Source organism: Priestia sp. MDV22-iso46, assembly GCF_058629175.1.
Genome location: NZ_JBZVWT010000014.1, coordinates 44154 through 66483 on the forward strand (window position 1 = coordinate 44154; position 22330 = coordinate 66483).

The window sequence follows — 22330 nt, forward strand, 5'->3', positions numbered from 1 at the left end:
AGCAAGAATAGAAAACTATTCTCACTTCCTCACTTCATAGCTACAGCTTTACTTTTGTTGATCATGTAAGAGTTTAACTGTATCTTTTCCAATTGCTTCTGAAGAAACAACGCCTCGGAACCTTGTCCATAAGTTACGATCTACCACGAATACTTTATGATTTTTAACAGCTTTTAAGTTCTTCCATAGAGGGTTTGATTTCCATTCATCTGTTAATAATTTTCCTTCATTATTAGCTAGGATTAAGATATCTGGGTTAATGTCTGACAACTGTTCAAGATTCATTTCAGCGTAGGCTTCTTTACTTTGTACAGCATCCTTAAAACCTAGGTTTTCAAGGAATCCTCCGTCATATGAAGCCGAAGTATGAGCTTGGAATGAAGTGTCTCGAACTACAGCTGGTAAGATTGTCTGACCATTTTCCTCTTTTACTTCCTTTTTTAATTCCGCAATCGTTTCCTCATGTTTATTTAATCGCTCTTCTGCTTTCTTATCTTTTCCAGTTGCTTTCGCAATTGTTTTGAAGGCATCTATATTCTCTTCATATGTAGATTCACGGCTATTTAACTCAATTGTAGGAGCGATTTGCTGTAAGTCTTTATAGATTGCTTTGTGACGTTGAACATCTGCAATAATTAAGTCAGGCTTTAATGAGCTAATTACTTCCAGGTTCGGTTGTTGACGTGTCCCAACAGAAGTATACTTCATTTTTCCATTTACTAACTGTTCAATCATATCTTTTTTGTTGTCATCAGCTATTCCAACAGGCTTAATACCTAAACCGTGAAGTGCATCAACAAACGACAATTCAAGAACAACAATTCTCTTTGGATTTTCAGGAACCTTGGTAGTACCTAATTCGTGTTTAACAGCTACCTTTTGATTGTTAGAAGATTCTTTATCAGTAGAATCCTGCTTTGCCCCACATCCTGCTAACACTAGCAATATAGAAAGGATTGCCATTACACTTACTATTTTTAATTTCCTTCCAGTCTTCATTTTTCAATTTTCCTCCCATAAAATTCACTAAAGATGATAATGATTATCATTAATACAATGGTTTAAGCATATCTTCTTGTATTTATATAGTCAATAGCTTTTCGGTAATAATTTACTCTCTTACACAGGTGATGAACCTTTTAAATTGAAGTGTCAGTATCTTGAAATGTATACCTTTGCGGACTGGTGTGCAGCGTAAGAGGTAGCTTTTTGGTGGGTATGGGTTATTACTATAAGAAAATAACTGCAAATAAGCAATAGCACATTTTTGCCATATAGACTATATTTCTCTAGACGAGCATATGTATAAAACGCAGACTTTTTATACATTCTCCTTCCACCTGGATCTTGGGATAAACCATTAATATCAAGGATGTATAAAAAGCTGCATAATTCATAAAAGGACCCTTTCTTAAACTCCATGTGGCTCAAGGAGTTCTTTTTTTGATGTGTACTGGAAAGAGTGTTTATGTAAACTAGGAGTGAATGTCTTATACATAGTGTTTTATAATACAACTATTGTTAAAATGGAATTAAAAGGATATACAAAAGGGGGATTTTTATGTTTCATAGTTTAGATAGTTTTTTAAAATCTTGGGAATATGAAACAAATGCTACTCAGAGACTACTAAAAAATTTAACTGATGAGTCGCTTAAACAGGAAATTACTTCACAGAATTGGACTCTAGGACGTATAGCTTGGCATACAGTGGCTGCCATTCATATAATTGCTTCAAATACTAACTTAACGTTTGAAGCGCCGTCTGAAGATTGGCCTATTCCTACTACGGCTCAGTTTATAGCAGACAGCTATCAGCAAGCAAGTGATGCATTTGTACAAGCATTAAAAACTCAATGGATCGACAAAACGTTAGAAGAACGAATAGACTTTTTGGGTCAGAAAATACCAAATGGGTCACTTTTAATGTTTTTAATACAACATCAAACCCACCATCGGGGACAAATGACCGTTCTTATGAGACAAGCAGGATTAACCGTTCCAGGTATTTATGGGCCATCAAAAGAAGAATGGGCAAATTTTGGTATGGAAGCTCCCAAAATGTAACATTAAATATATAAGAGTAAACAAGTGAAAGCCCTTAATAAAAGGGCTTTTTTGCATGTGATTTCCAATAAACGACATTATGTTAACTACCTTTTTATATCATATACAGTCTAAAAACAGAAAAACTACCTCTGGAGTTGGGAAGGTAGTTTTTCTGTTCTCGTAAGGAAATTGGAGAATTAGCATTATGATGCCTCACGGCGTCTTGGATAGTTTGCCCAAATTTCAAATATAAATTCTTTGTTTCATATATTAAATTTAAGAAGGGGGAGGGATTTGAAATTTTTTATTATGAGGTAATTTGTATAAGTTGCAGAAAAAAATTCAAAGTATATGAAGGCACATTGAAATATAAGCTAGTTAAAGAGAATATGAAAGGGAAATACACTTGTGAAGATTGTGGGCATAGGATACGTCTAGAAGCTATAAAAAATTTTTTTAATAGGTAAATAGATTTTTTGAGAATCTCTGATAAATCTACATTCTCTAAGCTTAACTAAACAATTTTTTCAAAGGCCTTTGTAAATTATAAAGGCCTTTTTATTTCCGATAATTGTGATTATGTTAACTATAAATGAATATTGTATAAAGATTAAAAATCGACAAAAAAAGTATATATACGCTCATATACATTTTTGATATTATAAAGATAAATTTCCTATATTTGTTATTTGTAGTTAGGGATTATTAAATAAGGGGAAGTGATAAAACTGAAGAATAAATTAGTAATTAAGTTATTAGCATTCCTTATGTTAATTGGGTTATTTGGTTATATAGTATATGCTGAACACCCATCTAAACAAACATCTACTACTCCAGACCAACAATCAAATGTTCTGAGAGGACAATCTTACCTTGATGATGTTGTAAAAATTTATGTTCCATCTACTTACAATATTGATCAACCTATTGATAATAGCAAATATGTTGACCAATCTTTAGAGAAATTCTCTAATATGTTTGGGGGTGCCACTTCTGATGATGGAACAGGAGCTTGGATAGGAGACAATAAAAAATTAGTTAAGGAAAAGGTAACCATTGTTTATAGCTTCACTGAAAATTTAGATAAGAATAAAATTAATGAAGTTGTAGCGTATGCAGAAGATCTAAGAAAAGAAATGAAGCAATCTTCGATATCTATTGAAGTAAATGGAAGAATGTATTTCATTGAATAAAAGGTCTATAAGGTCAAAAAGCTCTTAGAATAAATTATTCTAAGAGCCTTTCCGATAAGAGACATTATGGTAACTAGATTTGTATGGATAAGGTTATAATTGATTTTAAACAAAAATCTTATATATAGAGTTGATAAAAATGAATAAGGAAACACGTAAACAAAGAATAGAGGAACTTAAAAGAAAGAATCTAAAAAAACAATTGGAAGGAAAATTCAAATGCATTTGTGCTTCTATAACTGATTTTGAATTCCTTACATCTAAGGAAATTGAATTGAGGTTTCAAAACGTTTATTCTAACGATCAAGAGCCCCAGATTCGATTCAAACATAATCTAAATAGAATTATGAAGGAAATCTCCTTTTTACAAGAAGAATTCGGCGCATATAGAAACGAATATATATTGCTATATCAGAAGGAAATACTTCCTTCTTACCGATTGAAATTAAGATTTGAAGACTTTTGGAATAACTTAAGCTCAATAGCTAATTTTTTAAATCTTGAAGATGAGTCTTCACTCTTTTTCTTTACCTTACTAGGACATCAAAAGAATTTCGGAATCTTTATTTATGAAGATGAGTATGGATTAGATCATATTTTATTTTGGGATGAAAACTTTTGACTTCCTAGAAGCTGTATTATGGTAACTAATATAATGCTCAGGATAGGGGCAATTACTAGGGGAAAATAATCAATAAAAACACCGTTTCAAATAAACGGTGTAATAAAAATTTGTTCTAAAATAATTTAGCTTGGATCATTTTCATCTAAAGAGAGAGTAGTTACGTTAGTATATTCTCCTTTAGAAATTTCCTCTGGGGTTGCATCTTTTTGCAATTCATCTTCAGTATTCATTCCTTCTGCAATTGTGGGTTTATCAGTTGAGTTTTTTTGTTTTCTCATCCAGTACACTCCTTTCAGGTTTATTTTTCCCAACAATAAACCTTTCATCCTCTGGTTATAAATGAAAAAGCTTTTAAGCGCGCTACTTAGCATATGATTTCCGACAGTCTCTGTTATGTAAATTAGAAATACATATTCTATAAATCATTCTTTTCAACAACCTATTTCCTACATGAAAAAATCAAGATTTACTCTTTATCGTACGTAAGAGTGATGTTTGCTTTACGATTGGCTACGAACAATTTTCTTTTCTAGTTTACATGTCCATTTATAGTATCCCAATAAAATCATAAGAAGGATAGGATTGATAGCTGCTGAATACCACCAATCCCACCATCCATATCTAAAGTATCCCCAAGGTTCAGGAAGCAATGTAAGAACTTCATAAAGGACTAATGCTATATCCCAATAGAGTAAGTATATTATTTTTTTACTGAGTAAATTTCTATAAGGAAACCAATTCAAAAAGATTATATTTACAGGAGGAATTAATATAGCATGGGCGGGAAATGCCTTCCAATCCACACCTTTTGTAAAGTACCAGTAACCATGATATTTAAAATTCACATAAAGATCAAAAGTTAATTGAAATGCAGTTGTAAATATCCAAATATGGACTATTTGATTTGCTGTTAGTCTTTTATTGACGATAAAAGCAATAAGATTAAAGGCAATAATTGCAATAATAAGTCCTATCATCACTAACTTCCTTTTTTTTATTAATTTTCCCCATACATATCAGTGTAATACCTCAATGTGAAATTTAGGTTCCTTATTGGGAATGCTTTTTTAGGTAATAAAGAGCTACATAAAACAATAAGATGCTCAAATAATAAAATGGAAATTAAAGTATTGTATATCATTATAAAGGGGATAAATCCATGGATAAAAGGATAGAGAATTTTTGGAGAGTCAGGTCCTTACAAGATAAAATAGCAGAATTAGATATAAAGTATTGGTTACACGATGAATTTTTAACAGGAAGCTGGTGGTTGCTTCTTGTTTTTCTAATTCTTCCTTGGATCATTTGGAGTATCTTTTTAAACCGTAAACAAATCCTTGAAACCTTATTGTTTGGTACCTTCATTATCATCATTACATTTCTTCTAGATCTTATTGGAATTACGTTTCGTTTCTGGGGGTACATTACACAATTCCTGCCCATTTATCCTGGCGCTTTACCTTTTGATTTCAGCATGGTTCCAGTTACGTTCATGTTATTGTATCAATATTTTAGAACCTGGAAATCCTTTATTATTTCACTTATATGTATGGCTAGTGCATTTTCTTTTATTGGTGAACCTTTTTCTATATGGGCGCATCTTGTCATCTATATAAAATGGAAATATATATACTCTTTTATTTATTATATTGTAATTGGAATTATAGTAAGAGCTTGTGTTGAAAAATTAGTTGCTATCTCTAAGTCCCATCGATTAGTAAAATAATGATTACTACCTTTAAAACGTTCTTAAAGATAGTATCCTGATTCATATTAGTATGGAAATTAGGATATTATCTCTTAAATAAAAAAAATTAGCTGTAAGAAGCTAATCTTTTTTATTTAACTACCTAGAACATCCATTATGGTAAGTAAAGGTGTATATAATACATATCTAAAAAAGAGAAAAATCACTGACGGAGACAGTGATTTTTCTCTTTAATAACATGTGCTATACATATTTTGATGTTTTTAAGCATCTTTAGTAGTTTGCTCAAAACTCAAGAAAAAATTCCTAATTTGATTCTTTTATATTAATAATATGCATAAAATATAGGGACGGAAAAGTAAGGCGTTTTGTCTTTAGAATTCATTTTTAAGGACAAGAAAGGCACACTGACTATGTGGAAGGTAGTTAGTGTGTTTTTATTTTTGCTTCTTATAATGTGTTTTAAGTTAACTAGCTATACGTTGTCCACCTTGACCATTTAATTATGATACGGTGAGGAAGGGTTTCTCCAATTTTTAAGGAATTAATTATCAGTAGCAATAAACTTAACGAAGTGTCTAGAGTAGTAAAATAAACGAAAATCGAATTAATTATTGTTACATGTAAATATAGATATTTATTCTGAAAGGGACTGGGACTATGAGTGTTTCTATCTTAAATAATTTAATGAGAAAAAGAGTATCTAAAAAGGACAAAGGGGAGTTCAACCAATGGACAGAAATAAATTCTCATCAATTGCCCACAGTAAACATTTATTTAGTAACCCGATAAGTGAAACTAAAATCAATAGAACTATAGATTTTCTTCAGTTAGAACCTCATGCAAAAGTGTTAGATATCGGGGCTGGGAAGTGTGAACTGTTAATACGTTTAGTTGAAAAATATGATATTGAAGCAACAGCCGTAGAGTTATATGAAGGTTCTATTTTAGAGGCAAAGCAACAGGTCCAAAAAAGAATCCCTGAAGAAAAAATTACGTACATTGTAAAAGATGCCAAACAAGTGGTAAGTGAATACGTCAATCATTTTGATGTAGGAATTTGTGTTGGTTCTACTCATGCTTTAGGGAGCCTGGAATTAACGTTGCAATCTCTTAAAAGAAATGTTAAAAAGGGCGGCTTTATTCTAGTAGGAGAAGGATACTGGAAGAAGAAACCTAGTCAGGCATATTTAGAAGCACTTGGTGGAGCAGATGAGTTAGAATTAAAAAAACACCATGAGAATGTTTTTATGGGAGAAAGTATGGGGCTCGTGCCGATTTGGTCAGTTGTTGCAAGTGACGATGATTGGGATGAATATGAAGGACTATATGCTATGTCTATGGAAAAATATTGTTATGAAAACCAGAACGACCCTGATTGTGACAGTATGTTAAATAAAATTAGGTCATGGAAACGTACTTACCTTACATGGGGTAGAGATACTTTAGGGTTTGGCCTTTATCTTTTTCAAAATCAATAAATTTCAAAAGAACCTGAGATACCTTCCATTATGGAACAAGGAATTTCAGGTTTTATATTTTCTGTAATTCACATTATGATAACTAAATATTTATACGTTATACATATTTCTTTCATCAACTAACAAGCCAAATATTCCTTTTAATAGAGGTACCGAAAAGAGTGATTATGTTAACTAAACTTGTATAGAGTATTCACTTTATTATTAAAGATCTTATTCAGCAATCGGTAAATTTTTGGGGGTAAGAATGATATCTTAAACCATTTAAAATTAAATTACATTTTATATTGACTAAACGTTCATTCAATAATAAAATAATACTGAAAATTAAGTAAAAATTGGAGGGATTGTATTGGATTTACATGTTGAGATTATTGGTAATGGGCACCCTGTTGTTCTTATTCATAGTGGTGGAGCTGATTTAAGACAATGGACATTTTTAGTATCTCTTTTATCTAAGAATTACAAAGTTATTGCTTTTGATGGCCGTGGTGCCGGTCAGTCACCATCTCCTATAAAACATGTAAACTATGTTGAAGATGTACGGGTGCTAATGGATAACTTAGCACTTAATCAGGCAACAATTATAGGCCATTCTATGGGTGGACAGATTGCAACTGATTTCGCCCTTAATTATCCTGAAAGAGTATCAAAACTTGTATTAATTGCTCCGTCGCTAACTGGTTTTCCCTATTCAAAAGAGTTTGAACAATATCATAACAAAATATTAGAAGCTGCTCCTAGTATAGATAAGATGTTAGAACTTTCCCTTCATTCACCAACATATCAAGTCGTTATCAATAGTCCGCACAAAGATCTAGTTGTCCAAATGCTCCGTCACCATTTAGAGCGCATGCTTGAGTGGCCCACTGATTTCTGCATGAAATGGCCTCACCCGCCAGCAATGGAACGATTAGAAGAATTGAATCCCCAAACTTTATTTATTATAGGCAAAAAGGACTTGGCAGATAATTTTAGAGTTGCCGATTGTTTCCGTAAGGTTCCAAACATCCGTTTCGTCAAAATAGAGGATGCCGATCATATGCTGCCCCTCACCCATTTTGAAGATATATATCAAGAAATCACTGCTTTTATGGAGGATTAAAATTAAAATGCCACGTACACCGGAAGAGAATGACCGTATTCGTCAAGCATCTAAAGAAAAAATTCGAGCTGCAGCTATGGAGTTATTTATGACACAAGGATATTACGCTACTTCTATAAGCAATATAGCTAAACAGGCGGGTATTTCGAAAGGATTACTCTATAACTATTACAAAGGAAAAGAAGAGCTGCTTTCTGAAATGGTCGAGGCCAGGATTAGGGAAGTGATCGAAGTCATGGAAAAAGCAATTACCTTGGATACACCTGATGAACAGCTTAAATATATAGTCAATGGTGCAATTGATAATGTTTACAAAAAGCCAGAAGTCCATCGTTTCTATCTGCACTTGCAAACTCAACCAGTGGATGATGATGACTTGATAAAATACAGTAAACAGCTTACTCAAGAAAACGCTCGACTGTTCGAGATGCAATGTGAAATATTTGAAAGGATGGAAGTAAAGGAGTCGAGGAAACGGTCGTTATATTTTTCATCTGTACTCCAAGGTATTATGTTAATGATATCTACCTATCCACAAAAATTTCCGATAGAAGAAATAAAGAATCAAATTATAAGGGAGTTTTGTAACTAGTCTATTATTTTTCGAAATTTATCTTGAATAAAATTTAAACAAGGATCTTTTAAAATAAAGATCCTTGTTCAGTGCCGATAAAGTACATTATGGTAACTAAAAATGTATGGAGTATTCATACTAAAAACCATAGATATACTTTGTTTAAAAAGTAAAAAATTACTAATTTTTGCGATATACTAATTATGTACACAATAGGATTAGATCAAGAAAAGAGGAAGATCAGTTATGAGTCAATTAAAAAGAAGTATTTTAATTGCAATATTAATTGTAAGTGGGATTCTTATAAGCTTTCTCGTTACCTTTATTAATTATCATATAATCGCTGTAATATTAAAAATAGTGGTACTTTTTATTAGTTTTGTAGTTGCAGGATTGATTCTCCAATCTCGTGAAAAAGGTATTGATACAATTGTTCGTACCACTCGTAACAATAAAGAATAGTTCTTAATTCTATTGTGTATATGAATAAAAGATCCCCTTTACCTAAGGTAAAGGGGATCTTTTTCTATTCTATATATTTCATTCTTATAAGCAGTTTTATGTTAACTAACTTTATATAGTACCTCTATATAGAAAAAAATGTTATAATTTCAATAAGTAGGAATTTAATCAAAGGAGATATATTAGCTAAGGGGGAGTTATTTTGAAAGGATATACAGTTTTCATTGTTAGCTTTATAGCGTTACTGTTCGTATTTCAGATTCTTTCAGGTCTATTTCTTACACTTACATATGAGCCTGAAATGTCAGGTAGTTTTAATTCAACGATTAGTACTGTTGGAAATGAATCGGTGAACTATACATTTTTAACTTCTATTATAGCAGCCACTATTTCATTTATAACCTCAAAATTGTTGTTAAAGACAATTAATAAATAAAAATCCCTCTTCAATTAAAGAGGGATTTTTATTTATCTTATACATCATTAATACCGATAATGTTGACTATGTTAACTAGCATTTATCTTAATTAACGGATCAAGTGGAATACTAAAATTGTTTTATTTCTTAGAGCAATCATCAAACATAGTCCCCTTTTTTTAGTTGCTGATCATTAAAAGTTAATGATGCTTCTCCTCTAAGATGTATTCGTCTCGATTTACTTTCTCAATATTGCACCTAACATAACAATAGTATATTGTTGTATTCAGTTATATGGTTCATCAACTTAAACCATTAAACCGATTATTGGAGGTATTTTACGAATGAATAAACAGGACCAACTAAATATGATCAAAGAAGATTTTATTAATTGTCAAAAGGTACTATTAGCAATTGGTGATGAAACACGTCAATCGATCTTGTTAGTTCTAATGGGGACGGATTGTCAAACAGGATTACGTGTGGGTGAAATTACTGAACAAACACATCTTTCTCGACCTGCTGTTTCCCATCATCTTAAGGTTTTACGAGATGCTGGTGTTATTTTAATGCGTAAAGAAGGGACAAAAAACTTTTATTATATTAATGTGCGTACAGAATTAGGTTTATTAAGAACGCTTGTGTTGGATATTGATAAGTTCATGAAAAATTTTTATAGAAATGATGGAATTTAAACACACATTATTTGGAGGTATAGGCTATGAGAGCAATGGTTATTGATAGGTATGGGAAAGTTCCAATGCATTTGGCGGAAATGCCCACACCTGAAATTGGTGAGTATGAGGTACTCGCAGAAATTCATGCAGCTAGTATTAATCCTATTGATTTTAAGATACGCGATGGGAAAGTGAAATTATTAGTTAAATATAAGATGCCTCTTATCTTAGGGAATGACTTTTCTGGTGTCGTTGCAAAAGTTGGCGCAAAAGTGACTCGTTTTAAAGCTGGTGACGAAATATATGCACGTCCACGTAAGAGTAAAATCGGTACTTTTGCTGAATATATCGCTATTCATGAAGATGACATCGCATTAAAACCTAAAAATTTGAGCTTTGAAGAAGCAGCATCGATTCCACTGGTGGGGTTAACCTCCTATCAAGCACTAACAGACATTTTGCAATTAAAAAAGGGACAAAAGATTTTAATTCAAGCTGGTGCTGGTGGTGTCGGTACCTTTGCTATTCAACTGGCTAAATTAATGGGTGCCACTGTTGCAACGACTGCCAGTGAAGCTGGTGCGAATTTAGTAAAATCTCTTGGTGCAGATGAAATTATAAATTACAAGACAGAAAAATTTGAGGAAATACTGAAAAACTATGATGCAGTATTTGATACACTTGGGGACGAGATACTCGAAAAATCATTTGGTATTATAAAAGACGGAGGAAAACTTGTTTCCGTTTCAGGTTTACCGAATGCTCGTTTTGGTAAAGAATATGGTTCCGGTTTTTTTAAGACGTTGTTGTTTTCAGCAGCAAGTCATAAACTTACTGGGCTTGAAAAAAAGCATAATGTTCAATATACGTTTTTGTTTATGAAGCCAAGTGGAGAACAATTACGTATAATCGCAAATTTTATTGAGACTGGTAAAATCAAACCTATAATTGATAAGGTTTTTTCTTTTAAAGATGCTCAAAAAGCGATGGAATATGCGGAGTCAGGAAGGGCGAAAGGGAAAATAATATTAAAAATAAGATAGTTGTCAAACGAAGCAAAAAATACATCCTAACTTTCCTTTTTTTCTTTTAGGCATGAAAAGGAAAAAGTAATAATAGAAAAATTACAAGTATGTAACGTTAATATGTTTTTAATAAGATAAATAAAATTGAAAGTAAAAAATGAATGTTTTTTATATGAAGAAGTAAATAATAAAACTTTGTTATAAAAATCATAGTTTTATTATTTACTCTACCTGACGACAAATAGCGTCTTTTTCTACAATAGATGTAATTGATAAAGTATTTATAACAAAAATATTTTATTGTTTACTTAACATTATAGAGCTTTCATATATTTTTCTCTTAATAATCTATATACTTACTCCAGCATTCTCCTTGGTTAATATAATCATCAAGCGTAGCATTTCTAACTACAATATAACCACCATAATCATCTGTGATCTGTTTTGCAATAGACTGTGTGTCAAAGGGAAAGGCGACCAATTCATCATTTGTAAATTCGTAACTAGAGATTTCTTTCCTTTTTATGTGTCTACATGATTCAGTTACATAATATAACCTACCTAACTTTATAAAATAGTATGGATACTCTTTGTTAGGCAACTTATTTCACTCCAGTTCTACACCCTTCAATCGCCTTGTCAGTCATTATTACTATCTTATTTGGACTTGAATTACACAAATCTAAAAAAAGCTGTTGAGAAAAAGTTTCTCAACAGCCTGAAGAAATCAGCTTCTTGGTTGTGTATTTATGTTTCAATGCTTTTCATTCAAATCTAGAAAAATAGGGTTTGAATAAAACCAAAGGTCTTTATAATTTCGTTTATTAATTTCAGCGAAACGTGTTTCGTTATCTTCAATGTCTGTTCGAGGATCAATAAGTGGTTCTCCTTTTTTCATTTCTCCTGGGACATTAAGTCCTAAATTGGTTCCTCTTAAACGAAAATATTGATCGGTTGTTGCTTTTATTTTGTACTTCATCACGTAATAACCATTGCGATCTACTTTCCAATCTTTTTCTGTAAAACGTTTGATAACTTTTGTTGTGCTGTTTGTAGCATTATTATAAGCAGCTGTTCCTGGTCTAACTTTCCCGGTTACATCACCAGCAATCAAGTCTACATGATCTACTTTAACTTTGTCTCCGTTATTATTTTTTTCTGGGCTCTTGAAACGAATCGTGATCGTCATCATTTTTCCTTTTTTCGTTTTTAGCTGTTCACCCATCTCAGCCTTCTGTGCACCTCTTGACACTTTAAAATCTAATTCATTAATTAGATCACCGTTAACTGAAAAAGATTTTCCAGACCTCATACCATTTACTATAGCTTGTGCTGTATTTCCATTCACCCACGTATAGTTTTTAGAATATTGACCTGGCCAATACCCACTGGAATATAAACGGTTATCACTAATTTCAAAATGGGAATCTGAATTAGAAAAGCTCCAAAATTTACGGCCTTCTCCTAAAAGAGCATCCCAGGTGCCACCAACTTTAGCTAACATATAATCGGCCCCGCCATACGTTCGGTTTTCTGGTGTTGTTAAGTTTAACCCGCCTCTGTCAGGCTCCATTTGATTTCCAGGTATTCCTTCAAATCCAAACGCTACGTCTGGTGCAAGATTATTAAAGTCACGAAAATCAGAAATTTTATAAACTGTTTTTCTAGAGGGATGATTTAGAATAGCATAGCTCGTTTTTTTATAATTTTTTTCAAGCCAATTTAATGCTATACGTGCATCTTCAGCCGTTGTATACGCTCTTTGATTATTTTTTTTCCAGGTTGCAACATCGTTAGAATTAAATAACTTTTCATCTCTATTCGTAAATAAATATTCAAATTGATTCGCGGCCTTTAAACTCTCCTTTGAACCTGCTTGATCTCCTATTATGCCAATTCCCACATGTTCATAAGTTGGCATATCCCATTCAAATCCAGAAAAAATAATTTTATTTTTGTATTTCCCTGCTTCTTGTAGTTCTTTTATTTTAGGTATTTGATACTGCGCAAGACCTTGAGATAACGGAATAGGTCCATCAGGAACTGTATTTCCCTCTGCATCTCGTGAAGACATTCTTAGATGATCGGAGATTGCTATCCAATCCATGCTGTATGTATCAAACGCCTTATCGAGAAGTAATTGGACAGTTTGAGATTGCTGTGCATCATCAGATTGGGTAGTGTGAGCATGATATTCTCCCTTCATCCAATGTCCAATAGGCTGTTCTTCATTTTTTTCTTTTGCATATACAACACTTGAAACACCTTGGCCTAAAATAGTTACACTTAATGCTAAAATAGTTATGGACTTAAATCTCTTCAACATTTGTCTACACCTCTGCAGTAAGATATTTTTAACAGATTAATCATAGACATTTACTATTAAGGGAATATAGAATACATATTGATTATTAGTAAATTTAATTCGGTACAAACATTATCGCTTAGAAAAATAGGAGGTTATTTTTCCAGAGGGTTTATTATGGGAAGATAAATATGGGGAAATTGATTAACCATCACACTGAACTAACGGAGGCTTTATTTCAAGATAGAGTAAGACCTTTTCATTTCTACCGATAAATTCGCCTTATGTTAAGTAGACAAATATGGGCTTTTTCTACAAAATAGATATTAAATGAAACTTATTCTTATAAAAATTTTGTAGATTTAACGGGTGTGTACGATTTTTTATAAGGATATAAGATTTGTGTTCCATTTTAATTTTAAAATTAAGTTTTACTACAATAAAGAAAGCCACTAGTGCATCTAGTGGCTTTCCGTTTAAAAATCGCTATATTCTTCTAAATCATCATCGTCTAATGAGCCAGATACTTGTTCTAAATCCGCAATCTTTCCTTCTTTAATTTGAAGACCTTCTGAAGATTTTTCTCCTGTATCATCCGGTTTGTTATTGAAACCATTCGTTTGCGCTAATTGTTTGAGCTCACGTAATTCGCAATTAATTTGTTCCAGGAGCTCTTCTGTTTTGCGGCCCGTTTCTAACTGGTCGGACGATGAACGATGGAGATCACGAACAATTAAAGAAGAAATATAATCCCCTAATTTCCGAGACTTGGCGTATTTTGCGAGTACGTCATAGACTTCATTACTTAACTTATTAGTTTTAATGGTAAATGCGTTCTGACGCTCTGACATGGGTATCACCTACGCTGTTAGGATTTAACGGCTTTCTTCCCGGCTTGTTTCTTCTGAAGATAACCAATGCTGCGAATCTCTAAGCCGAATAAATTTAAATGACGGCTATCCTCTGGCACTTTATGATATTTTTCTGTTCGCTCTTCGCCGATCTTCTCACCCATACTATTCATAATGGCTACTTCTAGTGTAGGAGCGACACCCCCACAATATACGTATTTACGTAATTTATTCGCTGGCGGCGGAGCCACATCATTCAACTTAGCCAGTAAAATCTCCACATATTCTTTTAAAGAAGACTTAATTTGAACAGTTAAATCAATTGATTCCCCTGTGTTTTCATTTTTCAATTCAAACTTTTGTTTGCTGTAGTTATCTAAAATAAATTGATCAAAAGCACGTAAATCGGTAAACAACTCTGGGAATTTTTCTTTTCTTAACTTATCGATATGTGCTAAATATGGAATACCTTCAATACTTTGGAATGATTCACGGCTGTTCGCAGCTTTTAACCCTTCAGGTAAGATTACGACATCAATTGATCCTCCACCGATATCGACCATCACGGTTTCACATTCCACATATTCATTGGCATCTTCACGGTCTTGAAGCGTTAAGTCTTTCTTTAACGCAAAGCGGGCGATTTCGCCTTCTTTTAAGCATGCACTTTCTTCCACAGACACCTTTAATTCTCTTTCAAATCCTGGTGTATGGATGTGGAAAGTGTGATCACCTACAAAGCGATTGGCCATGGCTTTTTGCGCTTCTCCGAAAGTACTTTCTTTTTTTAGTAACCAGATTGGTAACATTGTAGAGAAATAGTCAATTTCAATACTAGTATCCTTTTGATCTTTTGCATGCAACGCGTTGTAGTAGGCAATTGCAGCTAAAAATGTCACGTAGGGAATATGGCTTGTTATTTTATTATGTAAACGATTGATGTGATTGTTAGCTAATTGTTGGCTTGCCGCAATGTCGCCGACTAAGAAATAACGTTCTTTTTCTTCGTCTCCAATAGTTGTAGAAAGCAAGATACGCTTTTTAAATTCTTCTGGTGCTGTTACAGCATCTGTAAAGAATGAATCCGCAGCCTCCTTTTGGAGTTCTACTACGTTGGTTGGAAAATCAAACAGGTACCCATCGATAATATTCATATCGACTGAGTTCCCACAGTCTTTATTAAAACGTGAAATTTTCATATCTATACACCTCATTTTTAAGTTGAACTTCTGTTGAACTAATTATACATAAAAAAAAGATGTTGTACAATCTTTTTAGGTGAACTTATTTATCATTAAAAACTTACATATATCAACAATCATGTTTATTTAGTTGATCTTACCTTGAGGCGGAAATTAAATTAGGATAAATGGATGATGTTAATAAGACGGTACTAAGTCGCTTATAATGAGAAATGCTATGTGTTGACTACATAACCATCACATCAAGTATTTTCATACATCTAAAAAGAAAAAAGGAACACAAAAAACCTGTCCTTATCTATAGAAATAAAAATTGCTACAATAGAAAAACTAACAACAAAAGGTTCTATTTAAATCTTCATATAGACCATTCAAGCACACTTGGGTAATTCCATACATACAGTAATTAGAAATCTTGTTCCTTCCACATTAGCCCAATTTCTTGTTCGCGCTGCAAAACCTTCTCCAGATAACGCTCTGTTGTCTTACGATCACTGTGACCTAGTTCCTTTTGAATTAAAAAGATATCTGCTCCCTGCTGCCTACTGTAAATGGCATAAAAGTGACGAAAATAATGGGGCGTAATCCTGTCAGCTCGTTCTTTCACAAAAGGTAACTCTGTTCGTTCAATGATACGCACAATATAATTACTTAAGTTTTTATAGTGATAATACCCTCCATCTTTGCTCGGAAATAATGGGCCTTGATCACTCGTATTTAAGGCTGTACTGACATGGCGTCTTGCTCTAAAGGCAAGAATTCGTTCATATAGGGATGAATGAAGTAACTTATCAAATTTCTTTCCACCCTTACCTACTCCTCTTAAGCGATAATGCCCACTTAAACTGTCTAGATATACATCTCCCCATGAAGCATTGGCTATTTCTTGTACACGTAATCCTGTCATAGCCAACATGGTTAACAATCCATGGTTAATGGGATGATCTTTATAATAGTCTAGGATCTGCTTAACTTCATGATAGTACAAATCTCGATTTGGAATTTCTTGTTCTGATAGTGATGTGCTCAAGATTTCTTTATGCAACGGATACTGAATATACTTCGTTTCATGTAACCATTTCATAAAACTTTTTAAAATCGTCATTTTAGCATCTAAAGTTGCGGGTGAATAAGGTTTACCGCCCTTACCTAACAATGCAGTACTTAAATACATTTGATAATTCCTTATGTGCCAAGGTCTTAGATTTTTAAAAATCGTTTCTTCTATATAATGGTCTACATCTTGTCGTAAGAATGACTCACTTTCTATTGCATACTGATAAAACTGCAATAAGATCCGTAAGTACTCTATTTTTGTGTTCTCTTTTCGTTCTCGATTCTTTCGGATATGCTTTCGTTGATGAACATAGTAGTACATCATGTCTTCATCTGTAAAATCGCTAAACATGCCTTCGTTTTTTCGCTGGTGATGCTCATTTCTTTCTTCTAAGGCATCATAGTATGTAGTATTCAGCATCAACGAAACAACTTTATGGAAATTCTCTTTTCTCTCACGTATCTCCGTTCCTATATTCATTAAAGATATATTTTGCATAAAACCTCTCCTTTCAACGATCCCGTTTTCTTATTCATATTTTTCTCTAGTGTTAAGGTAGTTTCTTCTCTATTTAAGATTATGTATCAATTTATATGTATGTAAAAAGCAAAGGACCTCTAACAGTGATGATAACGTTCATAACAAATTTAAAAGGGGAAAAATACTATTTGAATATTAATTATTACTACAGTTAAGTACGCATTGAAATGTATTTTTTAGAGATATTACTTCTTTATTTTATCTTATATAGAAGCAAAAGTGAAAACTTACTTTTTATAAAAATAGGATAAAATTTATATCATTTGTAGAAAAACACGCTATTTGTCGTCATTTAGAGTTAATATTAAAACATTATTTTTTATAAGTTAGTTTTACTATTTACACTTATAATACAATAACTTTTAAACTTTAATCTTATTTAAATATGATATAATAGATTATTAGTTAATAGAAAAATAGAAGGAGTGTGCTTTATGATTGATAACCCCAGTAAAATCATTACCATTGAAGACGTGATGGAGATGTTAGCTATTTCATCTAAGAAAACAATTTATACATATATCCAGCAAGGAAAGCTACATCCGATTAATAAAGATGACTGGCATATCGAAGGTCGTTATGAATTTGATCTAGAAGATGTGGTTCGGTTAAAAGAAGAATTAAAAAAGCCAGGACTTACGACAAAAGAAGTAGCGCAGCAACTCGATATATCCGTTACAACGGTCAATAAGTATATTAAGCAAGAATTATTACCAGCGTTCCAAGAAGAATACCGAGGAATCAATTGCTATTTTGTCCATGAAGAAGAGTTAGAAGCATTTAAGCGCACGCATGAAATCGGGCGTAAACCGAGTAAGCGTCATTTTTATCATGCCGAACAAAATATTGCTTTATTTCAGCTTTTTGTAAAGAAAGACGAGGAAAAAGAGCAACTTGCCCGTATCATCTCCGTAGAAGATCCGATTATGGCTGTTACAGAACAACATGAGGAGTTAACATTAGAGGAATTAATTGACCGAGGCTTTGAAGCAGCCTATACCATTGAGTCGAAAAAAATGATTACCAAAGAAGGCTATGCTACGTTTACCTTTAAGCAAACAGCTTATGCAAAATCACATCTTTATAAGCTCATGGATTTATTTTATCAATACCTAAGCCCGACCAATATGAGGATTACGCCACAAGAAGAGAAAGAGCAATTTTTGATTGAAATCAAACCTATATTACTGACCGAATCCTCACACGAACTTATGGAGTTATTAGAGTCTGTTCTTGTCTCAGGTAAAATTAACAAGCGTAGCCGTGGCATTTATATTGATAGCGATTTGGAAGTGGTACGAGTCAAAGTAACAAGCGATTTGAAAGAAGAATTGCAGCAAAAAGCGAAAGAATTAGGCAAACGAAACATTGAAGAATTGTTACTATACGCTGTACAAAATTATAAAATGAACTAAGAAAAGTTCAACTTTAAGAAGGCAAGCCAATAAAAACGGGCTTGTCTTTATCTATACGATGAAATAAAAAAGTTTAATAAATTATCTTCTCATTATTGGGACTTTAGAAAGTAAATTAATCCTCCTGATAGATTAATTTACTTTCTATTTGATTTTATCTATATTTTAAATATTTCTTCATACCTTCTGGATTATAATGGAACTTATTGTTCATTCAATGCAAGTTTCAGTACCTTAGAAACTTTTGTTTTATTGCTATGTAAAATCAGCTACTATAATAAGTGTTATAAGTAACAAAAGAGCATAAACCCGTTGGTTTCCAACAAGTATATGCTCTTTTTTAGTATGAATTTTAACGATTATTTATTCTTTTAGTTCTGTCACAAATAATTCAAAATATACGATTCCGATGCAAAACTGGGAAATGTGTCATAAGGATTTTCTAATATACATATGGATAGTGATGTAGCGATGTTGTTACTCAGTGATACTTGATGCGCAATGAGAATCAGTAAGTTTATATAGATTTATATGAACTTTTATTGCATAGAAAAAACCATCGAAAGTATCTGAATGACAACAAAAAGCTAATAAAACACTTAAATATCTATGACGTACATTTTAGAGAAAGGAGTATCTATATGAGTGACTACTTTGAGGAGGTAATGAGGAAACTGACTATTGAGGATGTTAGCATTCTGGGATGGTTATTTCAGAATGAAGCAAACGCTGTGTTTAAAGCGATAAAGAAAAGTAGTATTGCAGATGAGTTTGAATATTCAACAGCTAACTTTCGTAAGACACTCAACAAGCTTGAAGCTATTCATTTCATAGGAACTGTTACTGGAGGAAAAGAACATAAATTGTATCTAACAGAATATGGTCAACAAGCTGTACAACAGGCCATACTTCAAGGAGAAGAAAATGAGGGGGTTAAGGAAATATGATAGGTATTGTAGGAATTGGTGCTGCAGGTGGGAATATAGCTGATTTAGCATTTGAAAATGGTATTAATGCTGTTGCATTGAACTTTTCAGAACGTGATTTGGAGTCATTAGATTTTGTAGAAGAGCGTCTAATGCTTATAGGTAGCGAAGGAGTAGGAAAAAATCGAGATGAAGCTATTAATCTTATGGTCGATAAAAACTGGGAAATGGCACTGAAGTTTATTAAAGAGAACTTTTCAACACCTAGTACTGAAATTATTATGGTTTGTTTTTCTGCAGGTGGTGGCTCTGGTGGTGGTATTGGACCGATGCTTGTGGATCTTCTTGCTCAGGAAATGCATGACAAAGCAATTGTAGCTGTTCCTATCTTACCCGATACTACAGAAGCATTGGTTCATCAAGTCAATGCACTGTATGTTACTGAAGAGCTTTCACGTCAGGACCTTTGTGTATTACCTATTGATAACGAGCAGGTGAAAAAGAAAAATCCGAATGCAGGAAAAGCTAGAATCTTTAAAGAAACAAACGAAACATTTGTGAACTTAATTAGTACTCTTCCTAAATATACGGATAGACACTCTAAGCATGGTGTTTTAGATAAGAAAGACTTACGTACAATTTTTTCAACAAAAGGAATTTCTGCCATTTCATCTGCAGAAATAACAAAATTAGATGAAGGGCAAGCAGATATTAGTAATGAGGGTATTACAGAAGTAATTAAGAAATCATGGGAAAACTCAATCTTTGCACCACTTGAAATGCAAACTATACCAAAAGCAGGAATTATATATGAAGGTCCACTAGACTTATTTACGATAAATTCAGCCCAACTATTTAGTTCCTTTAAGGGGGGAGAACCAACCCATCTATTTGAAGGAACCTATGAAAGTGATCATGCAAAGGTAACAACAATTTTATCAGGAATGCCTTATTATTCTACTCGATTAAATACTATTGAAGAAAAAATTGAAGCACAACAGAAGGTAAAAGAGGAGTTATCTACCATAGAAACAGGTTATGAATCTAAGTTGAAATTGCCTAAGGCTTCTCATAAGAAACCACTACCTAGAAATAAAAAGAAGGCAATCAGTTCAATTTTAGATAAGTATCAGAATCGTTGAGCATTTTTAGTATATCTATGAAGACAAGCATATATATATAAGATGCACTTTTTATAGACTCTTTGTTTACACAGATGTGGAGAGATCACCTTTACGAATCAATTGAAACCCTTACTGCCACAAGGGTTCTTTTTTGTAGAGTGTTCTAGAAAGAGTTGTTGTTTAAATTGGAAATAAATAGGTAAACATTTAGTGTAGACGAATCTGAGTATAAGAATATACTTCGTATTTGTTACTCTGATATCAAAAAATTTTCTAATTAACATTTTTGCTATGAAACGATATAAATTCTATATTAAAAATCAATAATTTATCTACTACAAATAAAAAAGCAGTTTGCATATGCAAACTGCTTTTAAGATGACCCGTACGGGATTCGAACCCGTGTTACCGCCGTGAAAGGGCGGTGTCTTAACCGCTTGACCAACGGGCCAGTATGGCTCCACAGGTAGGACTCGAACCTACGACCGATCGGTTAACAGCCGATAGCTCTACCACTGAGCTACTGTGGAATATGGTGGGCCTAAGTGGACTCGAACCACCGACCTCACGCTTATCAGGCGTGCGCTCTAACCAGCTGAGCTATAGGCCCTTCATTTGGAGCGGGTGATGAGAATCGAACTCACGACATCAGCTTGGAAGGCTGAGGTTTTACCATTAAACTACACCCGCTTATTTTTAAAAATGGCGGTCCCGACGGGAATCGAACCCGCGATCTCCTGCGTGACAGGCAGGCATGTTAACCGCTACACCACGGGACCAAAATAGAAAATGGAGGAGGAAGAGGGATTCGAACCCCCGCGGGCTTTGACACCCCTGTCGGTTTTCAAGACCGATCCCTTCAGCCGGACTTGGGTATTCCTCCGTATATTGCATGGTGGAGCCTAGCGGGATCGAACCGCTGACCTCCTGCGTGCAAGGCAGGCGCTCTCCCAGCTGAGCTAAGGCCCCATAAATGGTCGGGAAGACAGGATTCGAACCTGCGACCCCTTGGTCCCAAACCAAGTGCTCTACCAAGCTGAGCTACTTCCCGTTCATGGCGCGCCCGAGAGGAGTCGAACCCCTAACCTTTTGATCCGTAGTCAAACGCTCTATCCAATTGAGCTACGGGCGCTTATTAAAATGGTGCCGAGGGCCGGACTTGAACCGGCACGGTAGTCACCTACCGCAGGATTTTAAGTCCTGTGTGTCTGCCAATTCCACCACCCCGGCAGGACTTTTATACGTGGAGGCGGCAACCGGATTTGAACCGGTGATAAAGGTTTTGCAGACCTTGGCCTTACCACTTGGCTATGCCGCCAATATATATGGAGCGGAAGACGAGGTTCGAACTCGCGACCCCCACCTTGGCAAGGTGGTGTTCTACCACTGAACTACTTCCGCACATTTATTTAATTTAAGATGCGGGTGAAGGGACTTGAACCCCCACGTCATAAGACACTAGATCCTAAGTCTAGCGCGTCTGCCAATTCCGCCACACCCGCGTGTGAATATAACTGGTGAGCCATGAAGGACTCGAACCTTCGACCCTCTGATTAAAAGTCAGATGCTCTACCAACTGAGCTAATGGCTCTCTA

At 33.8% G+C, this 22330-nt stretch carries 21 protein-coding genes and 14 tRNA genes; 13 read left to right on the forward strand and 22 right to left on the reverse strand.

The window, feature by feature from the left end:
- Positions 1-48 precede the first annotated feature (48 nt).
- A complete protein-coding gene (locus AC4NPH_RS28565; RefSeq protein WP_098197501.1) occupies positions 49-999 on the reverse strand; it encodes an ABC transporter substrate-binding protein in 951 nt (316 codons plus the stop codon).
- Positions 1000-1561: 562 nt separating this feature from the next.
- Here AC4NPH_RS28565 and AC4NPH_RS28570 point away from each other — a divergent pair.
- From AC4NPH_RS28570 to AC4NPH_RS28580, 3 genes are all read left to right on the forward strand, one after another.
- The gene (locus AC4NPH_RS28570) at positions 1562-2065 is read left to right on the forward strand and encodes a DinB family protein (protein ID WP_098315256.1); all 504 of its coding nucleotides are present in this window, start codon (positions 1562-1564) and stop codon (positions 2063-2065) included.
- 701 nt (positions 2066-2766) lie between these two features.
- A complete protein-coding gene (locus tag AC4NPH_RS28575) occupies positions 2767-3240 on the forward strand; it encodes a DUF3574 domain-containing protein (RefSeq protein WP_255286354.1) in 474 nt (157 codons plus the stop codon).
- A gap of 139 nt (positions 3241-3379) precedes the next feature.
- Positions 3380-3862, forward strand: a complete 483-nt coding sequence (locus tag AC4NPH_RS28580) for a hypothetical protein (protein WP_098315257.1) — start codon at positions 3380-3382, stop codon at positions 3860-3862.
- Positions 3863-3987: 125 nt separating this feature from the next.
- Here the strand turns inward: AC4NPH_RS28580 and AC4NPH_RS28585 are convergent, their stop codons facing one another.
- Both AC4NPH_RS28585 and AC4NPH_RS28590 read right to left on the reverse strand, forming a co-directional pair.
- Positions 3988-4143 (reverse strand): hypothetical protein, encoded by a 156-nt coding sequence (locus AC4NPH_RS28585; RefSeq protein WP_170959623.1) that lies wholly within the window; start codon positions 4141-4143, stop codon positions 3988-3990.
- Positions 4144-4365: 222 nt separating this feature from the next.
- On the reverse strand, positions 4366-4842 hold the full coding sequence (locus AC4NPH_RS28590) for a hypothetical protein (RefSeq protein ID WP_097812999.1): 477 nt from the start codon (positions 4840-4842) through the stop codon (positions 4366-4368).
- 182 nt (positions 4843-5024) lie between these two features.
- Here AC4NPH_RS28590 and AC4NPH_RS28595 point away from each other — a divergent pair, with 182 nt between their 5' ends.
- The 7 genes from AC4NPH_RS28595 (at position 5025) to AC4NPH_RS28625 (ending at position 11333) form a co-directional block, all read left to right on the forward strand.
- Positions 5025-5591, forward strand: coding sequence for a CBO0543 family protein (locus tag AC4NPH_RS28595; RefSeq protein WP_098197592.1), 567 nt, complete (start codon positions 5025-5027; stop codon positions 5589-5591).
- 713 nt (positions 5592-6304) lie between these two features.
- A complete protein-coding gene (locus tag AC4NPH_RS28600) occupies positions 6305-7054 on the forward strand; it encodes an SAM-dependent methyltransferase (RefSeq protein WP_098197593.1) in 750 nt (249 codons plus the stop codon).
- 352 nt (positions 7055-7406) lie between these two features.
- A complete protein-coding gene (locus tag AC4NPH_RS28605; RefSeq protein ID WP_098197594.1) occupies positions 7407-8159 on the forward strand; it encodes an alpha/beta fold hydrolase in 753 nt (250 codons plus the stop codon).
- Between the two features lie 7 nt (positions 8160-8166).
- Positions 8167-8751 (forward strand): TetR/AcrR family transcriptional regulator, encoded by a 585-nt coding sequence (locus AC4NPH_RS28610; protein WP_098197595.1) that lies wholly within the window; start codon positions 8167-8169, stop codon positions 8749-8751.
- Positions 8752-8979: 228 nt separating this feature from the next.
- On the forward strand, positions 8980-9195 hold the full coding sequence (locus AC4NPH_RS28615; RefSeq protein WP_098315258.1) for a hypothetical protein: 216 nt from the start codon (positions 8980-8982) through the stop codon (positions 9193-9195).
- A 753-nt stretch (positions 9196-9948) separates the two neighbouring features.
- The gene (locus AC4NPH_RS28620; RefSeq protein WP_029325696.1) at positions 9949-10308 is read left to right on the forward strand and encodes an ArsR/SmtB family transcription factor; all 360 of its coding nucleotides are present in this window, start codon (positions 9949-9951) and stop codon (positions 10306-10308) included.
- Between the two features lie 26 nt (positions 10309-10334).
- The gene (locus tag AC4NPH_RS28625; RefSeq protein WP_029325695.1) at positions 10335-11333 is read left to right on the forward strand and encodes an NADP-dependent oxidoreductase; all 999 of its coding nucleotides are present in this window, start codon (positions 10335-10337) and stop codon (positions 11331-11333) included.
- A gap of 322 nt (positions 11334-11655) precedes the next feature.
- On the opposite strand, the gene AC4NPH_RS28630 is transcribed toward AC4NPH_RS28625, so the two are convergent.
- From AC4NPH_RS28630 to AC4NPH_RS28650, 5 genes are all read right to left on the reverse strand, one after another.
- Entirely contained in the window at positions 11656-11916 is a 261-nt protein-coding gene (locus AC4NPH_RS28630; RefSeq protein ID WP_098197598.1) for a hypothetical protein, read from the reverse strand.
- 153 nt (positions 11917-12069) lie between these two features.
- Complete coding sequence (locus AC4NPH_RS28635; protein WP_098197599.1) at positions 12070-13641, reverse strand: S-layer protein; 1572 nt, start codon at positions 13639-13641, stop codon at positions 12070-12072.
- Positions 13642-14096: 455 nt separating this feature from the next.
- On the reverse strand, positions 14097-14471 hold the full coding sequence (locus tag AC4NPH_RS28640) for a hypothetical protein (RefSeq protein WP_098315259.1): 375 nt from the start codon (positions 14469-14471) through the stop codon (positions 14097-14099).
- A 17-nt stretch (positions 14472-14488) separates the two neighbouring features.
- Positions 14489-15670, reverse strand: coding sequence for an Alp7A family actin-like protein (locus AC4NPH_RS28645; RefSeq protein WP_098197622.1), 1182 nt, complete (start codon positions 15668-15670; stop codon positions 14489-14491).
- Between the two features lie 409 nt (positions 15671-16079).
- Positions 16080-17228, reverse strand: coding sequence for a tyrosine-type recombinase/integrase (locus AC4NPH_RS28650; protein ID WP_097813006.1), 1149 nt, complete (start codon positions 17226-17228; stop codon positions 16080-16082).
- A 476-nt stretch (positions 17229-17704) separates the two neighbouring features.
- Between AC4NPH_RS28650 and AC4NPH_RS28655 the strand changes: the two genes are divergently transcribed.
- The 3 genes from AC4NPH_RS28655 to AC4NPH_RS28665 all read left to right on the forward strand — a co-directional run bounded on the left by AC4NPH_RS28655 (position 17705) and on the right by AC4NPH_RS28665 (position 20753).
- Complete coding sequence (locus AC4NPH_RS28655; protein WP_053488449.1) at positions 17705-18685, forward strand: helix-turn-helix domain-containing protein; 981 nt, start codon at positions 17705-17707, stop codon at positions 18683-18685.
- Between the two features lie 641 nt (positions 18686-19326).
- Entirely contained in the window at positions 19327-19632 is a 306-nt protein-coding gene (locus AC4NPH_RS28660; RefSeq protein WP_029325486.1) for a hypothetical protein, read from the forward strand.
- Positions 19629-20753 (forward strand): FtsZ/tubulin family protein, encoded by a 1125-nt coding sequence (locus AC4NPH_RS28665; RefSeq protein ID WP_098315260.1) that lies wholly within the window; start codon positions 19629-19631, stop codon positions 20751-20753. Before AC4NPH_RS28660 ends, AC4NPH_RS28665 begins: the two co-directional genes overlap by 4 nt.
- 361 nt (positions 20754-21114) lie before the next feature.
- Here AC4NPH_RS28665 and AC4NPH_RS28670 read toward each other — a convergent pair.
- From AC4NPH_RS28670 to AC4NPH_RS28735, 14 genes are all read right to left on the reverse strand, one after another.
- Positions 21115-21186, reverse strand: a tRNA-Glu gene (locus AC4NPH_RS28670).
- Between the two features lie 4 nt (positions 21187-21190).
- Positions 21191-21265: transfer RNA gene (locus AC4NPH_RS28675), tRNA-Asn, on the reverse strand.
- A 3-nt stretch (positions 21266-21268) separates the two neighbouring features.
- Positions 21269-21345 (reverse strand) — tRNA-Ile (locus AC4NPH_RS28680).
- A gap of 6 nt (positions 21346-21351) precedes the next feature.
- Positions 21352-21425, reverse strand: a tRNA-Gly gene (locus AC4NPH_RS28685).
- Between the two features lie 13 nt (positions 21426-21438).
- Positions 21439-21514 (reverse strand) — tRNA-Asp (locus tag AC4NPH_RS28690).
- Between the two features lie 11 nt (positions 21515-21525).
- A tRNA-Ser gene (locus AC4NPH_RS28695) sits at positions 21526-21618 on the reverse strand.
- A gap of 10 nt (positions 21619-21628) precedes the next feature.
- A tRNA-Ala gene (locus AC4NPH_RS28700) sits at positions 21629-21704 on the reverse strand.
- A 5-nt stretch (positions 21705-21709) separates the two neighbouring features.
- Positions 21710-21786, reverse strand: a tRNA-Pro gene (locus AC4NPH_RS28705).
- Positions 21787-21790: 4 nt separating this feature from the next.
- A tRNA-Arg gene (locus AC4NPH_RS28710) sits at positions 21791-21867 on the reverse strand.
- A 9-nt stretch (positions 21868-21876) separates the two neighbouring features.
- Positions 21877-21965 (reverse strand) — tRNA-Leu (locus AC4NPH_RS28715).
- Positions 21966-21979: 14 nt separating this feature from the next.
- Positions 21980-22053 (reverse strand) — tRNA-Cys (locus tag AC4NPH_RS28720).
- Between the two features lie 8 nt (positions 22054-22061).
- A tRNA-Gly gene (locus AC4NPH_RS28725) sits at positions 22062-22136 on the reverse strand.
- 19 nt (positions 22137-22155) lie between these two features.
- Positions 22156-22237, reverse strand: a tRNA-Leu gene (locus AC4NPH_RS28730).
- Positions 22238-22250: 13 nt separating this feature from the next.
- Positions 22251-22326, reverse strand: a tRNA-Lys gene (locus tag AC4NPH_RS28735).
- Positions 22327-22330: the final 4 nt, after the last annotated feature.

Excerpts from the sequence above, each read along its gene's own strand:
- AC4NPH_RS28565 (WP_098197501.1), bottom strand. The coding sequence starts at position 999 with ATGAAGACTGGAAGGAAATTAAAAATAGTAAGTGTAATGGCAATCCTT.
- AC4NPH_RS28570 (WP_098315256.1), top strand. The coding sequence starts at position 1,562 with ATGTTTCATAGTTTAGATAGTTTTTTAAAATCTTGGGAATATGAAACA.
- AC4NPH_RS28580 (WP_098315257.1), top strand. The coding sequence starts at position 3,380 with ATGAATAAGGAAACACGTAAACAAAGAATAGAGGAACTTAAAAGAAAG.
- AC4NPH_RS28585 (WP_170959623.1), bottom strand. The coding sequence starts at position 4,143 with ATGAGAAAACAAAAAAACTCAACTGATAAACCCACAATTGCAGAAGGA.
- AC4NPH_RS28590 (WP_097812999.1), bottom strand. The coding sequence starts at position 4,842 with ATGATAGGACTTATTATTGCAATTATTGCCTTTAATCTTATTGCTTTT.
- AC4NPH_RS28595 (WP_098197592.1), top strand. The coding sequence starts at position 5,025 with ATGGATAAAAGGATAGAGAATTTTTGGAGAGTCAGGTCCTTACAAGAT.
- AC4NPH_RS28600 (WP_098197593.1), top strand. The coding sequence starts at position 6,305 with ATGGACAGAAATAAATTCTCATCAATTGCCCACAGTAAACATTTATTT.
- AC4NPH_RS28610 (WP_098197595.1), top strand. The coding sequence starts at position 8,167 with ATGCCACGTACACCGGAAGAGAATGACCGTATTCGTCAAGCATCTAAA.
- AC4NPH_RS28615 (WP_098315258.1), top strand. The coding sequence starts at position 8,980 with ATGAGTCAATTAAAAAGAAGTATTTTAATTGCAATATTAATTGTAAGT.
- AC4NPH_RS28625 (WP_029325695.1), top strand. The coding sequence starts at position 10,335 with ATGAGAGCAATGGTTATTGATAGGTATGGGAAAGTTCCAATGCATTTG.
- AC4NPH_RS28635 (WP_098197599.1), bottom strand. The coding sequence starts at position 13,641 with ATGTTGAAGAGATTTAAGTCCATAACTATTTTAGCATTAAGTGTAACT.
- AC4NPH_RS28640 (WP_098315259.1), bottom strand. The coding sequence starts at position 14,471 with ATGTCAGAGCGTCAGAACGCATTTACCATTAAAACTAATAAGTTAAGT.
- AC4NPH_RS28645 (WP_098197622.1), bottom strand. The coding sequence starts at position 15,670 with ATGAAAATTTCACGTTTTAATAAAGACTGTGGGAACTCAGTCGATATG.
- AC4NPH_RS28650 (WP_097813006.1), bottom strand. The coding sequence starts at position 17,228 with ATGCAAAATATATCTTTAATGAATATAGGAACGGAGATACGTGAGAGA.
- AC4NPH_RS28655 (WP_053488449.1), top strand. The coding sequence starts at position 17,705 with ATGATTGATAACCCCAGTAAAATCATTACCATTGAAGACGTGATGGAG.
- AC4NPH_RS28660 (WP_029325486.1), top strand. The coding sequence starts at position 19,327 with ATGAGTGACTACTTTGAGGAGGTAATGAGGAAACTGACTATTGAGGAT.
- AC4NPH_RS28665 (WP_098315260.1), top strand. The coding sequence starts at position 19,629 with ATGATAGGTATTGTAGGAATTGGTGCTGCAGGTGGGAATATAGCTGAT.